The 19606-nt window shown below is 33.4% G+C and carries 23 protein-coding genes; 3 read left to right on the top strand and 20 right to left on the bottom strand.

All coding sequences use genetic code 11. The features are described from left to right. Positions 1 to 130 precede the first annotated feature (130 nt). Genes moaA through KA828_RS00160 form a run of 6 tightly spaced genes read right to left on the bottom strand, consistent with a single transcriptional unit; the run spans position 131 to position 4196 of the window. Positions 131 to 1153 (bottom strand): GTP 3',8-cyclase MoaA, encoded by a 1023-nt coding sequence (gene moaA, locus KA828_RS00185; RefSeq protein ID WP_075108013.1) that lies wholly within the window; start codon positions 1151 to 1153, stop codon positions 131 to 133. Positions 1154 to 1166: 13 nt separating this feature from the next. Beyond that, positions 1167 to 1772, bottom strand: a complete 606-nt coding sequence (gene mobA, locus KA828_RS00180) for a molybdenum cofactor guanylyltransferase MobA (RefSeq protein WP_053028572.1) — start codon at positions 1770 to 1772, stop codon at positions 1167 to 1169. A gap of 6 nt (positions 1773 to 1778) precedes the next feature. Further along, complete coding sequence (gene moaD, locus KA828_RS00175) at positions 1779 to 2012, bottom strand: molybdopterin converting factor subunit 1 (RefSeq protein WP_075108014.1); 234 nt, start codon at positions 2010 to 2012, stop codon at positions 1779 to 1781. 1 nt (position 2013) lies between these two features. Next, positions 2014 to 2463 carry a molybdenum cofactor biosynthesis protein MoaE gene (locus tag KA828_RS00170; protein WP_053028574.1) on the bottom strand — a complete coding sequence of 150 codons (450 nt, stop codon included), beginning with the start codon at positions 2461 to 2463 and terminating at the stop codon, positions 2014 to 2016. 6 nt (positions 2464 to 2469) lie between these two features. Continuing rightward, complete coding sequence (mobB, locus tag KA828_RS00165) at positions 2470 to 2940, bottom strand: molybdopterin-guanine dinucleotide biosynthesis protein B (protein WP_070855285.1); 471 nt, start codon at positions 2938 to 2940, stop codon at positions 2470 to 2472. Further along, the gene (locus tag KA828_RS00160) at positions 2937 to 4196 is read right to left on the bottom strand and encodes a molybdopterin molybdotransferase MoeA (RefSeq protein ID WP_075108015.1); all 1260 of its coding nucleotides are present in this window, start codon (positions 4194 to 4196) and stop codon (positions 2937 to 2939) included. The genes mobB and KA828_RS00160 overlap by 4 nt, the downstream gene beginning before the upstream one ends. A gap of 62 nt (positions 4197 to 4258) precedes the next feature. Between KA828_RS00160 and moaC the strand changes: the two genes are divergently transcribed. Further along, the gene (moaC, locus tag KA828_RS00155; protein WP_075108016.1) at positions 4259 to 4741 is read left to right on the top strand and encodes a cyclic pyranopterin monophosphate synthase MoaC; all 483 of its coding nucleotides are present in this window, start codon (positions 4259 to 4261) and stop codon (positions 4739 to 4741) included. A 106-nt stretch (positions 4742 to 4847) separates the two neighbouring features. On the opposite strand, the gene KA828_RS00150 is transcribed toward moaC, so the two are convergent. From KA828_RS00150 to modA, 5 genes are all read right to left on the bottom strand, one after another. Further along, positions 4848 to 5354, bottom strand: a complete 507-nt coding sequence (locus KA828_RS00150; RefSeq protein WP_075108017.1) for a MogA/MoaB family molybdenum cofactor biosynthesis protein — start codon at positions 5352 to 5354, stop codon at positions 4848 to 4850. 11 nt (positions 5355 to 5365) lie between these two features. After that, positions 5366 to 6370: a ThiF family adenylyltransferase gene (locus KA828_RS00145; protein ID WP_210125177.1), complete on the bottom strand. Its 1005-nt coding sequence runs from the start codon at positions 6368 to 6370 to the stop codon at positions 5366 to 5368. A gap of 79 nt (positions 6371 to 6449) precedes the next feature. Continuing rightward, entirely contained in the window at positions 6450 to 7055 is a 606-nt protein-coding gene (locus KA828_RS00140; RefSeq protein WP_075108019.1) for an ATP-binding cassette domain-containing protein, read from the bottom strand. Next, the gene (gene modB / locus KA828_RS00135) at positions 7056 to 7727 is read right to left on the bottom strand and encodes a molybdate ABC transporter permease subunit (RefSeq protein WP_075108020.1); all 672 of its coding nucleotides are present in this window, start codon (positions 7725 to 7727) and stop codon (positions 7056 to 7058) included. Positions 7728 to 7738: 11 nt separating this feature from the next. After that, positions 7739 to 8533 carry a molybdate ABC transporter substrate-binding protein gene (modA, locus tag KA828_RS00130; RefSeq protein ID WP_053028582.1) on the bottom strand — a complete coding sequence of 265 codons (795 nt, stop codon included), beginning with the start codon at positions 8531 to 8533 and terminating at the stop codon, positions 7739 to 7741. A gap of 201 nt (positions 8534 to 8734) precedes the next feature. On the opposite strand from modA, the gene fdhD reads away from it, so the two are divergent. Next, positions 8735 to 9538, top strand: coding sequence for a formate dehydrogenase accessory sulfurtransferase FdhD (fdhD, locus tag KA828_RS00125; RefSeq protein WP_075108022.1), 804 nt, complete (start codon positions 8735 to 8737; stop codon positions 9536 to 9538). A 25-nt stretch (positions 9539 to 9563) separates the two neighbouring features. Here fdhD and KA828_RS00120 read toward each other — a convergent pair whose 3' ends face one another. The 9 genes from KA828_RS00120 to KA828_RS00080 all read right to left on the bottom strand — a co-directional run bounded on the left by KA828_RS00120 (position 9564) and on the right by KA828_RS00080 (position 17694). Further along, entirely contained in the window at positions 9564 to 10328 is a 765-nt protein-coding gene (locus KA828_RS00120; RefSeq protein ID WP_210125176.1) for a GNAT family N-acetyltransferase, read from the bottom strand. A 34-nt stretch (positions 10329 to 10362) separates the two neighbouring features. After that, complete coding sequence (locus KA828_RS00115; RefSeq protein ID WP_210125175.1) at positions 10363 to 10911, bottom strand: biotin transporter BioY; 549 nt, start codon at positions 10909 to 10911, stop codon at positions 10363 to 10365. Positions 10912 to 10979: 68 nt separating this feature from the next. Then, complete coding sequence (locus KA828_RS00110; RefSeq protein WP_210125174.1) at positions 10980 to 11942, bottom strand: nucleoside hydrolase; 963 nt, start codon at positions 11940 to 11942, stop codon at positions 10980 to 10982. A 398-nt stretch (positions 11943 to 12340) separates the two neighbouring features. Further along, positions 12341 to 13258, bottom strand: coding sequence for an ABC transporter substrate-binding protein (locus KA828_RS00105; RefSeq protein ID WP_210125173.1), 918 nt, complete (start codon positions 13256 to 13258; stop codon positions 12341 to 12343). A gap of 256 nt (positions 13259 to 13514) precedes the next feature. Continuing rightward, on the bottom strand, positions 13515 to 14657 hold the full coding sequence (locus tag KA828_RS00100) for an acyl-CoA dehydrogenase family protein (RefSeq protein WP_178377472.1): 1143 nt from the start codon (positions 14655 to 14657) through the stop codon (positions 13515 to 13517). Between the two features lie 159 nt (positions 14658 to 14816). Continuing rightward, a complete protein-coding gene (locus tag KA828_RS00095) occupies positions 14817 to 15161 on the bottom strand; it encodes a transcriptional regulator, SarA/Rot family (protein WP_210125172.1) in 345 nt (114 codons plus the stop codon). Between the two features lie 467 nt (positions 15162 to 15628). After that, positions 15629 to 15952 (bottom strand): PH domain-containing protein, encoded by a 324-nt coding sequence (locus KA828_RS00090; RefSeq protein ID WP_075108029.1) that lies wholly within the window; start codon positions 15950 to 15952, stop codon positions 15629 to 15631. 29 nt (positions 15953 to 15981) lie between these two features. Further along, positions 15982 to 16713, bottom strand: coding sequence for a transcriptional regulator, SarA/Rot family (locus tag KA828_RS00085; RefSeq protein ID WP_075108030.1), 732 nt, complete (start codon positions 16711 to 16713; stop codon positions 15982 to 15984). Between the two features lie 258 nt (positions 16714 to 16971). Then, the gene (locus KA828_RS00080; protein ID WP_228480668.1) at positions 16972 to 17694 is read right to left on the bottom strand and encodes a helix-turn-helix transcriptional regulator; all 723 of its coding nucleotides are present in this window, start codon (positions 17692 to 17694) and stop codon (positions 16972 to 16974) included. Positions 17695 to 18494: 800 nt separating this feature from the next. Here KA828_RS00080 and KA828_RS00075 point away from each other — a divergent pair. Beyond that, entirely contained in the window at positions 18495 to 19259 is a 765-nt protein-coding gene (locus KA828_RS00075) for a CHAP domain-containing protein (protein ID WP_053028591.1), read from the top strand. The last annotated feature ends 347 nt before the right edge of the window (positions 19260 to 19606 follow it).

Raw genomic sequence — 19606 nt, 5'->3', positions numbered from 1 at the left:
TACTTTAATCATAGGTATTCTATTAAATAATGATTTACTTTAAATGTAATCTGTTAAGTGAATTTATATTCTAAAAGAACGGGAGCGAGACAGAATTCTTTTTAAATTCTGCGCCACTCCCGTTCTTAATTTAACCACCAATGTAGTTCATATTAATTTTCTTACGTTGACGATTTTTAACTGTTTGTTCTGTACGTTCATCTGAATATCGATCGTCACGAATGTTCCATAAGCTTATTAATTGTTCTCTTAATTCATCATCCGTCACACCTGAACGAATAAATGATTTAATATCAAAGCCTTCAACAGTACTAAATAGACAACCATAAAATTTACCATCCGATGATAAACGTGCTCTCGTACATGTAGAACAAAATGAAGCTGAGACACTTGTGATTAAACCAAATTGAGCACCATTATCTTTATGTCTATAGTACTTTGCGACTTCCCCAAAATATTTAGGAGGGACTGGTTCAATATCAAAATGCGCTTCAATCATATCTAGCATTTCATTTTTGGTCACAACTTTACTGAAGTCCCAACCATTATCATTACCAACATCCATGAACTCGATAAATCTAATTTCGATATCTTTATCTTTAAAGTAATCGACCATTGGGATGATTTGATCATCGTTTACACCCTTTTGGATTACAACGTTTACCTTAACATGGAAACCAATAGATACTGCATAATCAATTTGATCTAGAATAGTAGTTGCTTTAATATTACGATTATTGATGGCTTGGAACACTTCATTATCTATAGCATCTAAGCTAACATTAATACGTCTTAAGCCCGCATCATATAATTTTTGACCATGCTTTTTCAACAAGAGTCCATTCGTCGTCATACCGATATCTTCAATACCATCAATGTTGTTCAACTCAGCAATTAATTGATATAAATTGCGTCTAAGCAATGGTTCCCCACCTGTTATACGTAATTTTTTCACGCCAAGCTCTGCATAAACACGCGCAATTCTCACCATCTCTTCAAACGTTAATAACTCATCTTTAGGTAGGAACACGTAGTCATCACCGAAGATTTCCTTAGGCATACAATAATCACATCTAAAATTGCAACGATCAGTTACAGAAATACGTAAATCGCGAATAGGTCGACCTAATTTATCTTTGATTTGTGCAACCATACATGGATCCTCCTTAATGATTTATCTGATGTTTCAATGTGGCTAAATCTTCTTGATAATTAATATTCTTATACCAATATTCAGGTGATTGTATGCTTGTAACATCTATACATTCTGTCGTCACTTGATTATATACGTGTCGTAAGCTAAAATCATCTGAATCTAAAGCTTCTTTCATAACGTCTATACAATTTGGGTGATAAAATGCAATGGTTGGTATGACACGTCCATTTTCTGAATATGCAGCAATATCAATTTGATCTTCGATTAGTTTAGAAACTAAAAACTGATACAATGCACTGATGGCCTTACCAGTTACCATCGGCGTATCAACAGATATGACAAAGAATAATTCCTCATCATTGTATTGCTCCATTACAGTATATATACCAGCAAGTGGCCCTTTATCTTTATTTTTAGTGTCATCTATAATAACATGATCATGTTTAAATTGATCAGCTAATTGATCATTCGTACTAATAATGATGTCATTAAACATATTTGTTTCTTGTAATGTTTGAACAATTCGTTGATAAAATAATTGTCCATCTATTTCAGCAAACGCTTTAGCCGTACCAAAGCGTTCTGAATGACCACCTGCTAAAATAATAGCTTTCATTTCCTGTTAACCCCCACTTACTGGTGGAATCAATGCAACTGTATCTGTTGGTTGAATGATATCCTCTTCTTGTACAAATTCTTCGTTTACTGCAACCTGAAATTTTTTAGATTGAATTGAGGGATGTCTCTCAAACAATCTTTGTTTAAAATTATCAACATCAATTGTTTCATTAATATCAAGTATTTCACTATCAGTTTGCAAAATTTCTTTTATTTCAGCGAAGTATAATACCTTCACACTAGTCCTCTCCTTTAGTTGCAAGGTCGTGGCTACCTCTTTGATGGCCCTGCCATTCTGCACCATCTTCCCATATTTCTTTTTTCCAGATTGGAACAATTTCTTTAATACGCTCTATCGCATACTCATTCGCACGATATGCATCTTTACGATGTGGTGATGATACTGCAATTAATACTGCAATATCTGAAATTTGGAGCGGCCCAATTCGGTGAACAATGGTGGTAATTGTCCCTGGCCAACGTTCTTGAATTTCATCACCAATTTGCGCTAATTTCTTCTCTGCCATAGGAACATACGCTTCGTATTCTAAGTATTCCGTTTTAATGCCTTTGGTCCACTCTCTTACATGCCCTGTAAAGACCACTACAGCACCTTGGTGTTCATTTATAGTAAATGTTCGATACTGTTCCGTTTGTATAGGTTCAGTAACGATTTCAAATTGCTTCATTTAGTGTCAATTCCTTTGCTCTATCCATTGTAATAGCCAATTATCATAATGTGATAATGCTTGTATATCTTGAACATGGTAACAATATTTAACACATGTCAATTGCTTTAGCTGTTCTAGTTCTTCAGTTGTTCGATAAACAATTACTTTATCATAATGTTCATCTTTATATCCTTCAACCAAAATGATATTACAATCAATTGTAACAGATTGGTCAATCATTTGAGTAAGATTTTGTTTATATGCACGCGTGACCGTTTGTTGATAGTGTTCACCTTGCACAATGCTTTGATCTGCTCCAGCATTAAAGTGTTTCATATGATCTACATGATCCTCTTGAAGCGTGATATCATCGCCAATGTGACCATGATGTTTGATTGTTGCTACAGTGTAACCATGAGATTTTAAAAATTGTATCGTATGTTGCATCAATGTTGTTTTTCCTGAATTTTTAAAGCCTACGATTTGCAAAATCATAAGGTCATTTCCGTCTCAAAAACATTAGATTCAGTTAAAATAACATTTACTGTATGTCCAGCTTTAAATCCTCTTGTTCCCCCTGGCAACATAATCATTGCATTACTATGTGCAATTGCCACTACTGCTCCTGATTTATTAAACCCTGATGGTACTACAGTCGCACCGCTTTGTGAGAAATTAGCAGTTGCTCGAATAAAACGTGTAAATGGATTAGCTTTCGTAAAATCTTCCATTAATGTCGCTTTAACAACCTGAGGGTAATATGCAGTTGCGCCCATCATATGCTGAACAGCTGGTTTCACAAATAATTCAAAACCGGTAAAGCAAGCAGATGGGTTGCCTGACAAGCCAAATAAATATTGTCCATTAGCAACAGCTACCGTTGTTACACTACCAGGTCGCATTGCAACTTTGTTAAATAATACTTTAGCATTAACTGCTTTATAAATTTCTGGTAGGTAGTCAAAGTCTCCAACAGAAACACCGCCAGTTGTTATAACAATATCGTGTTTAGACATAGCATCTTTAACTACAGCAATACTACTTTCTAAATCATCTTGTTGGATTTTGTATGCTTCCACGTTTAAGCCAATCTTCTCTGATAATGCTTTAATCATTGGACCATTTGAGTTGCGGATTTTTCCTGGTTGTAAGTCATCGTTCACATCTAATAGTTCACTACCTGTTGCAATGACAGCAATGCTAGGGCGACGTGTAACTGGCACTTTAGTATAACCATACGTTGCTAATACGGCTATTGCACCGGGGTTAATGACTTGTCCCTTTTTCAAAACAATATCTCCAGTTGTCGTTTCTTCACCTTTAAGCGATACATTCTCATTTGCTTCAAATGATTTACGTATCGTGAATGTATCCCCGTCTTCAACTGTTTGTTCAAACATCACTACTGCATCGGCGCCTTCTGGAATTTGTGCACCCGTCATAATACGCACCGCTTCATTTTGACCAAGTGTTTTACTTGAAACTGAACCTGCACCTATATGGTCAATTACTTTAAATTGTTTGCGGTTTTCTGAATATGCACCTGCAGAGTCTTCACTGCGTATCGCAAACCCATCATAAGGTGATTTATTAAAACGAGGTATATCATAAGTCGCAACAATATCCTCTGCTAAAATATATCCTAAACTCTCATCTAAATTCACTTCAATTTGATTCAAATATATCTCTTGTTGGACAACACGATGTATTGCTTCTTTCACTGGTATAGGATTTCTTTTTTCAACTGCCATTGATTTCATCTCCAATTTATAATTTAAAATCATGATATACTATCCCTATCAGGAGGGTTAATATGTCAAAATTCACTCATATTAATGAACAAGGTAATGCTAAAATGGTTGATGTTTCAAATAAAGCTGTTACGAAGCGTACTGCACAAGCCCATTCTAGCATTACTGTTAATGAAACAATCTATAAACAAATAATTGATAATACTAATAAGAAAGGTAACGTATTAAATACGGCCCAAATTGCTGGTATTATGGCCGCCAAGAACACATCAACAATAATACCTATGTGCCACCCCTTACCTTTAACTGGCATTGATGTTCAATTTGATTGGCAAACGAATGACAACATGACTTATACATTAAATATCACTGCGATTGTCTCCACAACAGGAAAGACTGGTGTGGAAATGGAGGCATTAACTGCCGCATCAGCGACTGCACTAACCGTTTATGATATGACGAAGGCAGTAGACAAAGGCATGATCATCGGTGAAACGTATCTTGAATCAAAATCAGGTGGCAAATCAGGTGATTATCGTCGATAAGCTATTCTAAGCACATATACTATGTTCAATTTAAATAATAAAGTCATGGATGCAAAACTTCAATTAGGGAAACCTATCATTTAAGTTTAAATCCATGACTATTTTTTTATTTATTCAATTCATGCAACATATGATTTAATTCTGGCTTAATTAACTTTTCAATAGCTAATTTCACAGCGCCAGTTGATCCAGGTAAACTGAAAATCAATTTATTTTGGACTGTACCAGCAACCGCTCTTGATAATAATGCTTTTGTGCCCACATCTTCTGCGTAACTTAAATATCTAAATAATTCTCCAAATCCCTCTATTTCTTTATCAAAGATGGGTTTAACTGCTTCAATCGTAACATCTCTTTGCGCAATACCAGTACCGCCTGTTGTAATAATGACATCAATATCAGTTGCCAACCATTGTTTGATTTGAGAATAAATCGCTTCTTTATCATCTTTGACAATCGCATAATGTGACTTTGCGACTTCTACATTAATGTCTTGAATTAAAGTTTGAACAAGTTGACCACCTTTATCTGTTTCTTTATCTCTAGTATCTGAAACTGTCAAGACTGCACAATGAATCGTTCTGTCTACTTTCGCATGATCATGTTGATGCATTAAATTCACTCCTATCCGAATAATTGATTAATTAAATGAATGGCATCTGACGTTTTTGTTGTGCCATGTATAAGCATCCGTCCACCTTCAAAATTAACAATTCGATGCCCTTTATATTCAAACATTATCATATATTTGTTTTCTCTATAATTAAGTTGATGTTGTTTGAGAAACTCTCGCACCATTTCCTGGGTAATATTATCATTATCATATTGTACTGTATCTCTACCACATAATGTTGCATATAATGTATGTTGTTGATTTAAATAAGGAAATGATGGATTTGAACCACACGTTGGACATTCATTTCTGAACATACGACTAAAGCCAAATGTATAATGTTGTCCTTCCCATATATCCCCGTATGTTAATTTACTAGGCACTGATTGTTCAGTTAATAATTTAAGGGCATCTCGCAATTGAAAGCTCGTTGTCATTGTGACTGCAGGTTGTATAACACCGACTGTATCACACGTTAAATTAATTGCTGGGAGTTGTGGCATTAAACAGTTGAAACATGGTGTCTGTCCGGGTATAAATGCAGCTTCTATATAAGTGCTTTGTACGACACCACCATAAATCCAAGGTATTTTCTCTTTATAAGCAAAGTCATTGATTAATTGTCTTGTCTCAAAATTATCCGTAGCATCAATGATTAAATCTACATGCTGTGCATGTTTATCTAAAAAATAATAATCAACATGCGTAATGAACGTATTGAGTGCTAGATCTTGACGCAATGCTTTTAAATGACGTTCAGCCGCGACGACCTTAGGAAGCATTTTATTAGCATCCTCTTCCGTAAATAATGTTTGACGCTGTAAATTACTAAATTCAATATAGTCTCTATCCACAATTGTAAGTGTGTTTATTCCTGCACGAACGAGTCCCTCAGCAACATGTGTTCCCAATGCGCCCATACCAACAATAAGTACATGCTTTTGACTGATTTTATTTTGTCCGTTAGCTCCTATTCCTTTAAACAAAGTTTGTCTCGAATAACGTTCCCTCGTCATTTTTATTGCCCTCTCTAGTTAAGATCCATTTCTATCATTATAACGAACAAAGCACCTCTTTTACAAAGAGGCGCTTTTATTACCCTATTTTTATGATTTTATCCGCTAAAACTTCGGCTTCAAAATTAGAATGTGTAACAAAGATAATAGGTATCTTCCATTCTTTAAAAATACGTTTGATTAACTTGATTCCCTCGTCTCTTGTCGCATCATCTAAACTTGAAAAGGGTTCATCTAATAAAATTAAATCTGGCTTCGTACTTAATGTACGTGCTAATGCAACACGTTGAGATTCGCCTCCTGAAAGCGTCGCTGGATATTGCGCGCTTAAATGATGAATATTTAGGCGATCCATTAAGTCATCTATGTGAACAGATGGTTTAGCCATAAAAGTGATATTCTTATTCACTGTCATGTTCGGAAATAATTGGTAATCTTGAAATAAATAACCAATATGACGCTCTTGGATTTTCACGTTCACTTTATGTTCAGTATCAGTGATAAGTCTATCATTTATTTTAATATATGCTTTATCCGGTTTTCTTAAACCTGCTATCATATTCAATACTGTCGTTTTACCTATACCTGAAGGTCCTCGTATTGCATAAATTTTAGGGACAGTATCATGAATGTTAATATCAATCAACGTCTTCTTTAATTGATATTGTAGCTTTAACTCTAACATCTAATCTACCTCCCTATATTTATCTTTATTAGCAAAATTCAATATACCAATTACAGTAATTGAAAATGCGACTAACACAAGCACCCATAACCAAGCTTGGTTTTCTCTACCTTGTTCCACTAAAAAGTATATCTCAAGTGGTAACGTGTTCGTTTTATTTGGTATGTAACCTGCAACCATTAATGTTGCACCAAATTCTCCAATTGCACGAGCAAAACTCATCATAATCCCAGCGATGATTGAACGTTTAGATAACGGTAAAATTAAGCGATAGAATATTTTATTTTCACTTGCCCCCATGGTACGAGCAGTATTTAACATTTTAGGGTTAATACTTCTAAATCCTTGAATCGTGTGTTGATACATTAACGGAAAACTAACAATGACAGATGCAATTACTGCACCTGTCATTGTGAATACTACTGGAAGATGTAGTACCTCTTCAAAAAATTGTCCTACAATACTTCTAGGAGAAAATATAATGAGTAATATAAACCCTAGCACCGTTGGCGGTAGAACAATGGGTAATAATATAAAACTTTCAAGGAGTTTAGTAAGATGCCCTTTTCCCTTATAAAGCAATCGACATATAAAAATACCTAGTACTGTTACAATAATCGTACTTATGACGGCTACTTGAATCGATATCCAAAAAGGTGTTAATTCAGGCATTCTTCAACCTCCTAAACTTCGAAATGATACTCTTTTAAGATATCTTTCGCTTTGTCAGATTTTAAGAAGTCCATCCACTCTTTCGCAAGTTTTTTATCTGAAGTTGCACCTGCTTCATAAGTGATTGGTTTTTTAAGTTCTGCTTCTTTAATTTCATTTACTTTATCTGTTTTTTTGTTGTCAGTATATAAATCTGTTTCATAAACAAAGCCCATTTCGGCATTGCCTTTTTCAACATAATTTAATACTTGTTTAACGTCTTTGGCATAAACTAAATGATCTTTAACGTCATTATATAAACCTTGATCTTCTAAATATTGTTTCGCATATTTACCAGCTGGAACTGTTTTAACTTCACCAATTGCTAATTTTTCATTATCTTCTAAATCTTTAACTGATGTTTTGTCGCTATTTTTATCTCCAACTAAGACAAGCTTATTATGTGCATATTTGTATGTATCGTGTGCTTTGTCTTTATCTTTTAGCATATCAACATCTTTAGTGTTCGCAGACATGAAAACGTCAGCTGGTGCGCCTTTTTCAATTTGTTGTCTTAATGCGCCAGAACCACCATAGTTAAAGCTTACATCAACATTTTTGTGATCCTTTTTAAATTCTTTCTCTAATGCTTTACTTACATCACCTAAGCTAGCTGCTGCCGAAATTTGTAATTCTTGTTTGTTGTCACTATCTTTTTTGCTTGAGTCAGATGATTTATTTCCACTATCATTGCTACCAGAATTTGAACATCCTGCTAAAATAATAACTAATGTAGCAATAACTGCCATGAAATGTTTAAGTTTCATTTCACAAACTCCTCTTTTTATACCACTTATTATACGCTTATTTATAACTTTTAAAAGGTATAAAATGATAAATTTCACCTAATCTTCACATTATTAAATATATTTAATATACTATCAATTATTTATATGTAATTTAAATCTTTTCAAATAATGTTCAAAAGTTTTAATATAGAGTTATATATGCCTAAAGGAGAAATAAAAATGGATAAAGATGTATTACAAGGGCAATCTATCCTCCGCTATGAAGACGGGCAACTCATCAATACAACAGATAGCTATGTTACAGAATTTCCACTGACAATTATTGTTAATGGCACAGAATTTGCTACAGTCATTTGTAGTCCAACACATATGGAAGAACTTGTAGTGGGATTTTTAGCTTCTGAGGGAGCTATTTATAAAAAAGAAGAAATACGCGCTTTGCAAATAGATGATAGTAAAGGTTTCGCACATGTAGAGTTAACTAAAGATTTAGGCGACCGTTTTGAGTATTCAACTAAACGTATGATTGCATCATGCTGTGGAAAAAGTAGAGAATTTTACTTTCACAATGATGCAGCTATCGCTAAAACCTCAATGTCTAAAATCACATTAACGCCGAAACAAGTGCTCAATATGATGACTGGTCTACAATCTGCAAGTACATTGTTTAAACAAACAGGTGGGTTGCACAATGCTGCCATTAGTGATGGTGATGAATTTTTTGAACATAGACAAGATATCGGCCGTCACAATGCGCTCGATAAACTTTATGGATTTTGTCTTGAAAGACGTATACCTGTCAGAAATAAGGTACTTATTTTTAGTGGGCGTATTTCATCGGAAATATTATTAAAGGCGGCTAAAATAGGTGTAGGCGTCATTTTATCCAAATCTGCACCTACTACGTTAGCGATTACGTTAGCTAATGATTTAAATATAACTGCAATTGGTTTTATTAGAGATGGCAACTTTAATGTTTATAGTCATCCAGAACGTATTAAAGCCACTGACACATTGGATTAATCTTCCAAATGCGTCAGTGGTTTTTTTATTTTACATCTTCTTTGATGATATGATACACAAAGCTTTGGTACGTATAACCTTGTTTCGTGTACATATCTTTGGCTGTATCTTTTCCATCAGCTACGAGTATAACTGGACGTTCGTTTGCTATGCTACCTATATGTGCTTGTAAAGTTGATCCAATACCCTGTCTTCGAAAGTTTTCCATAACACCAAAACTATCAATTTCGATGGTTTCCTCAGTTTCAATCACATTAACAGTACCTACAGGTGCTTTGTCAACGTATGCTATTAGTCGGCATATGTTATCTTTTTTATGCTGAATTGTCCGTCTCGTGTCATTGACACTCTCAATCGCAAACGGTTTACCATAAGGCAAGGCAAATGAATAATAAATATTCAAATAATCTTCCATATTGCTTTCATTTACTTCTTCAATCACAACATCTTTTCGACTAGGTAAGCGTGTTAATTCATTACCTTCTATAATATAGAATTCAAGTAAACCTAGTTGAAATCCTTCCTTTTCAATTGCATTTTTCCATACTTCTTCCAATCTCTCATTCTCTGGAAAAGTAAACGCTAAATGATTCGAATGCTGTTTCTCATGCAATTCATACTGTGTAGTCATATCTTTATGCCACTGTTCTATAGTTGGCATTTCTTTATACACCCACTTATTTGTATCATATTTCAAGGGTTGTGAAGGTGTTAAGTAAATCATTATTCGTTCATCTTCATGATATAGATGCCCCTCTTGAGCAATGTTTCGGATTGATATATTCGACATCACTACATCCACCTGCCTCGTTCATTTGTTAGTCTTATTGTATCAAACTTTTGAAGCGTGAATGATTTAAAAGTGTTACGCCAATTAAACTTGCAATGATGGCTTTAATGATATCTCCTGGCATAAAAGTAAATGACAATAAGAAGGCTTTACTTACTGGAATATGTATAATGAAGCCCATAATAATTGTACCGACGATATCTAAAAATAACACACCAATTATTAATGTAGTAACAAATAATACGGCAAAATTGATTTTATTAAAATATTGATCTCTTACAAAACCAATACCAAACGCAACAACCGGATATAAGAATAAGAATCCTGCTGATGGTCCTGCAAATACGCCAATTCCTCCACGTCCACCTGAAAGAACTGGTAAACCTGCAGCTGCTAATAGTAAAAAGACAATGACACTGAGTGTCCCATATTTTTTACCTAATATAATACCTGCTAAAAATATACCAATATTTTGTAATACGATAGGTACTGGCATAATCGGAAGCGGAATTCCCGGAACCAATCCTAAAACACAAATAATCGCTGTCATTAAAGCTGTGTAAACTAAATTTCTTGTATTCATGTTGTATCCTCCTTCTACGAAGATGATTATACCACTAATGTAAACTTTATAAAATAAAAAGTTTACATTTATGAAGGAGAATCTACTTTTTTAGCTAACTGCGTAATATATTTAAAGAAGTCATCATGATTTACACTCGTAACAACTTGGACAGGACGACCTTTTTCTGTCACATATGTACGCCCTTGACTTGGTCCTTGATGTTCAACATCAACATGCTTTGTTATTGATTGAACCAATTCAGGATTACCAACATAAGCAGTGGTTAGGACATCCCATAAAAAGTAAGTTGAATTAGTTATAAAATGTGTTAAAGGTGGGACTGCCGCATAACTAACACCTAGAAAATCAACGCCCGAATAATGACGTTCGTTTGCCCACATTTGTCGAATATCTAATGTTAATGGCACTTGATTCGTGCTTTCTAAAGCCACCATATCTATAGCAATGTCACTATCAAATACTACTTTTACCGCATCTGGATCCCAAAATGCGTTCCATTCAGCTGTACCATCATGTTCTGGCTCTTCCACATTACCTTTTTCAAGAAAAGTCCCTCCCATCCACACTAATTTAGCAATATTCTTCTGAATGCTTGGATCAATCGTAAGTGCTTTAGCCAAATCTGTTAATGGTCCCGTAAACAATAATGTTATCTTTTCTGTTGACTCGCTCAATACGCGTATAATATCCTCATACGCTTCTAGGTTGCTCATGTCAGATTGTTGATTCGTCGTTTGTTCATTCAATATCGGCAATGCATCCATAAAGAATGCATGCATTCTCCACTCTTTCGGAAAAGGATTGGCACCACGTTCATATGATGGCGCAACTTGTAATGATGCATTAGAAAATCGATTAATAATTTTACATGAAGCACTAACAGACGGTTCTAAATAACAATCTGCTCCTATTGTACTTACACCAACTAAATCAATATCTTCCATTTGTAACAATAAAAACAAAGATATTAAATCATCTACACCACCATCGTGGTTAAAATATACTTTAGTCAAAGTGATTCCTCCCATTATTATGTAAATAGAAAACAAAGCGGGACAGAAATGATATTTTCCCAAAAACTTATTTTGTTGTTCCGCTCTCAACATGCTTAGCTTGTAGACTTTCTTGATGAAATGCTAATTGCTAAGCCCCACCGACAAGGTTGACTAAAATTAAAAGAAGCTTGTTGCAAGTGCACTGTTATGTTAGTCAACGACTGCCAATATATATTTATAGGGAGCGGGACAGAATTCTTTTAAATTCATCGTCCCACCCCCGCAAGGATGACTAGAACTGAGAAAAGCTTGATTAAAGCGCCTTCTCAGTTCAGTCAGCTACTGCGAATTTGCAAAATAGCTTCATTATATTATTTTTGTCCCAGGCTTTTAAAATATCATAAAAAATTGATCGTCGTCTCTATATTCTATTATTTACTAGCTTCAATTAATTTGTCTTTTAAATCTTTTCGCATAAAGTCAAGTGTGTAAGGGTCATTATACCAATATGTTTCAGCCTTAACTTCAATCACGTTACCATTTTTAACTGATGGCAAGTTTTTCCAGATGTTTGTTGTCTCATAACTTGGTTTAGATTTACCTTCTCCAGTTGAGACGATATAGTCACCAGCTACGTCTTCAATTTTTTCTTGACTGACTTCAGCCCAACCTTCTTTTTTAACTAAATCTTGTTGGCCTTTAGGCATATTCAAACCAAATGCTTGATATAATACTTCTCCACCACGACCCCAGTTGTCGCCGTAAGTGTAAACTTTCTTGTCAAATTCATCTAAGATAGAAACTGTTGCGTCTTTACCAATTGCATCTTTGATTTCTTTGCCATCTTTTTCAGTTTGTTTCTTCCATTTTTCTTCCCATTTTTTAACTTCGTCTTCTTTACCCATAATCTTACCTAACATTTCTTGTTGTTCAAGGTATTTGTGTTTGCCATAATCAACAACAATCGTTGGTGCGATTTTTTCATATTTTTTGATATTTTTATCAGTAGAGTAAACAATAATTAAATCTGGTTTTTGCTTAGCCACTTTTTCAACGTCAGCTTTACCAATTTTTGTTGTATCTTTAAATTTCTCTTTTAAAATTGGGCTTTGATCAACTTGATTGTTAACCGCAACAATGTTCGCGCCTAATTTATGTAAACCACCTGCAAATGTAGGTGCAACGACAGCAATACGTTTAGGATCTTTAGGAATATCTATCGTCTTTCCACTATCTAATTTATATGATTTTGTTTCTTCTTTTGAATCAGATTTACCCGAACCACCGTTATTACCACATGCAGCTAAAACGATGATTAGAACAAGTAATGGTAAAATTAATTTCTTCATAACATCCTCCTGTTGAAAACGATTATCAATTTCAACAAAATTATATCCTACAATGCGATGTTTTACAATAAAATTTTAAATTATTTGTAAAATCAAAAAAGAGTGGAACACAATTTTTTGAAATTATTGTTCCACTCCCCCGCAAAGCTCATCACTACTGAGAAAAGCTTGATTTAAGCATCTTCTCTATTCAATAAGCTACTACGTCATCATATTATTTTTGCCCGTCCACTTATCCTTACCTTGTTTACACTATTTAAAATAAATTGCACACAGATTTAGCTATGTTAGTATAAGCGGCATCCTCCATAGGTGGATTGTGTAATCCAGCTCTCATATCACGGTAATAACGTTGCAATGGTCGTTCCATTTCAAGACTCTTCGCGCCAACGATTCTCATCGCTAAATCAACTACTTCTAACCCTTGATTCATTACTAGTACTTTACTCGCAGATGTTTCATTCCATAACTTAGGTTGATTTTCTGGATGATTATAGCCTTTAGCAGTACTCCATAAGAAATGTCGAGCTGATAATAATAGCGACTCCATTTTACCAATATTTTGTTGTACAGTTGGCAAATGACTAATTGTACCTTCTATACTATTTGGGCCATACGTTGTTGCGAAATTGATTGCATAATCTCGTGCCGCCTGAGCAATGCCTAAATAAGTGCTAGGAATGTGTAATATCCATCCATTTGGTTGCGGTTTTCGTTTTGACTCAACAAAAAAGTCATTTGGTACCCACACATCATTCAATACTAAGTCGTGACTTTCTGTTGCTCTCATACCTACCATATTCCAATTATCGGCAATTTCTAAGCCATTAGTGGCTCTAGGCACTAAGAAAAATCCTACTTCTTGCAAGTCATCGACATAAGCTGCGACAATATAGTGTGTCAACGCTTTGCTCATTGATGTGAACGTTTTAACACCATTTAATAGGTAGCCTTCATCTTGCTTAACTGCATGCGTTGCAGGTCTGCCACCACGAGTAGGGCTACCTGTATCCGCTTCACTTACTGCTCTATTGACTAAAGCACCCTTTTTAATTTCTTTAGCAAAACGATCCAGCATATCTTGATTCCACATTGATTGTTCATATATTTGTCCTATGACACTTAAATGCCAACCGATTGATAACGCCGTTGCACCATCAATTGCTCCTAAATATGTTTGTAACACAACCATATCTTCAATAGTCGCGCCTTCACCACCATATTCAACGGGTAACGTAAGTATGCTATATCCTTCTTGCACTAACCATTCAATATTTTCAAATGGGAATCTCGATTGTTTATCATTTTCTGCTGCTCTTTTTTTAAAAGTTTCTTCAATCGATTGAAACTTTTGTATCCATTTTCTTTGAATATCTGTGTTAATCAGAACTGAATTGATCAATTATATCACCTGTTCATTGTCATTGTTATTTAAACCTAGTTTATCACTCAACATTTTAAAATGAAAGTTAACCACGTTCAGATAGCAATATAAAAAGACTTAAGTCAGAGAGATTGAATATCTCAATGCTTAAGTCTTCTCATGAATAAACATGAATTACTTGATGTACTTTTCTAATTCAGCAATCAGTTTATTAATCTTGTCTCGTTGTTCATCTGTTACATAAACAATAACTATTCTTTCATCTTGTATGCTACGCTTTTTTGAAAGTAACTGTAAATCTTTTAACTTTTGTAATGCTTTAGTTAAGTAATAAGGTTTAAACTCTGAATACGTTGCAATTTCCTTCGAAGTTATTTCATTTGTTTTACTTCTTGCAATATAATTTAAAATATAAACCTCTTCATAATTTAAATTATATTTCTTTTTAGTGTCTTTGAAGAACTTTTTAACTTGAAATGTTGCGTTAACTAAATCATTGATGTCTTTAATTTGTCTCATATCCTAAACCACTCCTCTGATGTACGTCTTGTTGCTACAAGGTTCATGTCTACTATTTATTACTTACCAAACATTTCTTATGCTATAAAATTTATTTTATAACATTTAAGTATAATATTTCAATATTTTTATGAAATTAAAATGATATTATATATCAATAACACGTTCCATCAATTAAATTACACATAATCAATTTGTCTTAATTGCTATTTAATAGAATATAAAAAAGGAGTGCGACAGAATTCTTTTTGAATTCATTGTCCCACTCCTAACAAGGATGATTCGCGCTGAACACAGCTTCTTTAAATCGTTGTCTCAGTTCAGTCAGCTACGATATATTTGCAATGTCGCTTTGTTATATTAATTTTTATTTCGTTCTTTCTATACATTAAAGACTTAAACTAACTGAAAAAATGGTTAATAACTGTTGTTCTATCCCTTAATTCTCTAATACTGCCATTTTATCGTTATTTAATTTTAGCATTCACATAATCAACAAACGGTTGAATCTCTTTTGTTTGAATTTGTTTCATTGGTACTTTCCCAATGTTAAAAGTAAACACTAAGTCTTTACCATCAAATTCAATTGCTTCTATTTCATTGTATGGAATATTTCTATAATAGAATTGTCCATTCATATCTACATTCATAATTAATCTTTCAGAGGTAGCAATAAACGCACCTTCAAACTCACTTTGTCCTTGAACGTTATACTCAATTATCCCTAGTACAGAAGGCCCTTTAGACTCTGTTGGGAACAAATCATCGGGATTCACATTATCTAAAATCATGCATTCATTCTCCTTACCTATTATGTTTATTAAATCAATCTCATTTCCTCTTGGAATTTATTGTAACATTTAACAAATATTTGATAGGTTTCATATGCTCGTGATTCAATAAATTTTACGTTTACAATACGTTCATCTATTGAATTACGATATTTCTCTAAATACCCTTTATGATAAAGTTCATTAATAACTGCGTTTATACATATTAAGTATCGATAAGACATAGATTGAATCTCTTTTAATGAAATGACTTGCCGATTCGAAATGAACGCTCCTAGTAAAATCAGTTCATCTAAACTCAGATTAAATTCCTTCGCTAACATTTGGACTTTATATCGTGCATCAAAAATAGTGATGACATATTTCAATGAATTGTAATGGGTACTTTCTATTATACATGCAAAGTTTTTCAATTTTACCATTTCATTAATTTCAGAAAACATCGTATTGAGTTTATCCTGACAGTTTGTTGATGGGAGAAATAATAAGCGTCTTTGATCATTATTATCACGCAATTTAATAATCCATCCCAAATGGTATAAGTGCTCTAAATGATGTCTTAGTTGTCTTTTTGAAATAGATTGATACGTAATTAATTCATCTATATAAATACCTTGATGATGAACATGATAATAATTAATGACTTCATTTAATGTTTTTAATTGTTCAAACTTTAATTGGTAGCTGTACTTTAGCACCTCACCTACCGCCTTCATAAAAACCAGATAAAACAATAATGTTTCTAACTTATGCTTATCCATCATACCTATCACCTCATGACACAATCTTTAGATTGGGCTATCGAAAGCATCTACGGCAAATCGCTTAACCGTATAAAATGATTAAGATTACTTTGAACATAGCAATGATATACCACTATTCCTACCCAACCTTTTCAAAGATAGACATTTACATGACTCTTTCAATAAAACAACATCATCTTTATATTTTGTGAATCAGTAGGTCGTACTAATAAATACACAATCATAACAGTGATTGATTACTTCTGATAGGTTATTTTAACTGTAATGCGCTTTGGCTTCAGCAATTAATAACTGGGTTGTTTCATCAAACGGTATTTCTGATTGATTCAATGATTGGTATTGATGTGACTGATTTTTAGTTCGAATTTGACCAGGTGTGTTACCATACCTTTTATTAAATAAAGCGATAAAATGCGGGAGATGATTGAACCCATGCTTGAACGCAATGTCTTGAATCAAATGATTACTTATTAAGATGTCTATTAAACATAATTTTAATCTAACATCATTTATATATTGCGTTATATTACGATAAGGTGTGTGATATTTGATAACTTTACTTAATTCTTTAGCTGACATATTAAGTGCATTCGCCATGTCCTGACGACTAATCTTAGTACTGTGATGTTCAATAACATACTCATGTACCTTATCAACTAAAGCATTTTCTAATTTGTAATGAACACGTTGTTTTCTTTGCAAATATCCTAATTCTACACATAAATGTTTAACAAGCTTATCTTTGATTTGTAATTTGTGCGGTTGTCTACTTTCAAATTCCAGTATATTTAGAATAAATGGTTCTATTTGTCTTCTTTCTATAGAAGAAAATTTATAGCCATTTGACTTAATATAATCATCAGCAAACTTCAAATAATCTTTGAATGCTATTTCAATGTTTGCGACGATCGCACCATCTTCGCTTTCAATCGAGTAAATATCATTAAGCATCACAAATAATAAATCTCTTTCTTGCATCTGAAATCTCTCTAAATTTAAATTTACTCGTCCTGACCCTTTCAGCCAATAGATTAATTTAATATTCGATTCCTTTTGCTTACTTATCTTTATATCTTTTAAAAGTTTTACCGAAAAGTTATCAATCATACGTACGTCCTCTCACTTTATAATATATAAAGACATGACATAAACAGAAATAATAAATTATCCCCCATAACTCTAATAACTATTGCTGCATCATTAACGTTTCTCTAATTTAACGCATTTAATCGAATGTCTATCTTCATATATAATTGTATGTTTTATTTCGGTATTATCAGTAGCAAACTTTTAACCAATTATATCATTTTATTATCTTATATAACGATTTTTATATCCTAAATGATTTTTATAATATCAAACATTATAAATTCCTTTAACACGCCTGCAAGAGAGTAATAATACAATTAAATTAAAAGATGATTCAGATACTTATTGTAAAAACAATACAAAAATAATGAATTCTATTAATTTTATATCAAATTTATTTTTGCTGTTACTTTACAAAAATGTTACAGAGAAATGAGTATCTTTTTCATATATTTTTTAAAACGTTGCTATAACAGCGTTTTTTAATATTACAAAAAATTACTTATTGTATTTATCTCAACACTATTTATTAGCAAAAAATTACAAAATGATAACAACGCACACAAAATGATTTTTTTCTGATAAAGTATGTCTTGTCGTTAAGAAACTTATTAAAAACTGGACTTAAGGGTCATCAAATGACTATTAAATATAAAATATTAATTTAATTCTCAGGAGGAAATTTTACAATGAAAAAAATCGCTACAGCTACAATCGCTACTGCAGGAGTTGCAACAATCGCTATCGCTGGACATGGTCATGAGGCACATGCAGCTGAACAAGGCTACAATCCAAATGATCCAACTTCATACAGCTACTCTTACACTATCGACCAACAAGGTAACTATCATTACACTTGGAAAGGTAACTGGAGCCCAAATCAAGTAAATCACTCTAGTCAATCAAATTATTCAAACTACAACTATTCTTATAACTACAATAATTACAATAACTATAACAACTATAACTACAATTACTACGGTAATAACACACAATCATATAGTTCAAACACACAACAAACTGGTGGTTTAGGTGCAAGCTACTCAACTTCAGATCGTAACATTAAAGTAACTACAACTACTGCGCCATCATCACAATCAAATGGTGTGTCAATTTCAAGAGCTTCAAGTTCAGGTAGTAACTTATACACTGCTGGTCAATGTACATACTATGTATTTGATAGAGTAGGCGGTAAAATCGGTTCTACTTGGGGCAATGCTAATAACTGGGCAAGCGCTGCAGCTGCATCAGGTTACACTGTAAACAATTCACCATCAGCTGGTGCTATTTTACAAACTTCTCAAGGTGCTTACGGTCACGTAGCATATGTTGAAAGCGTTGGTAGTGACGGTTCAGTTACTGTATCAGAAATGAACTACGGTCACGGTGCTGGTGTTGTTACTTCACGTACTATCTCAGCTAGCCAAGCTGCTGCATACAACTACATTCACTAATTTTATGTGAAACGAATAAATTAAGGTCAGTAAATGAATTTCTTAAAATACATTTACTGACCTTTTTAATGTGCACAAGTTTAATAATATTGTGACCTGTTGGATATATAATTGAGCGTATTAAAAAAGATTGGAAAGTAACACTTCATACTTTCCAATCTTAATGTATGTCCAACAAATTCATTCTTTCTTGCTTTGTTATATCTTTTACTATAATGGTGCTAATAATAAATTCGTTTGTCATCGTTCATGGATCCAATTCTCGCTACAAAAATTGAACCCACTACTATGAAATATTTTGAGGATATTTACAGTTAAAACTTTAATGCATTAGATATCATCGCTAC

Origin of the sequence: Staphylococcus sp. GDY8P85P (assembly GCF_017892405.1) — a bacterium.
Classification (GTDB): Bacteria; Bacillota; Bacilli; order Staphylococcales; family Staphylococcaceae; genus Staphylococcus; species Staphylococcus borealis.
The sequence above is the reverse complement of the archived record's forward strand: the minus strand, read 5'-3'. Positions and strand labels throughout refer to the sequence as shown.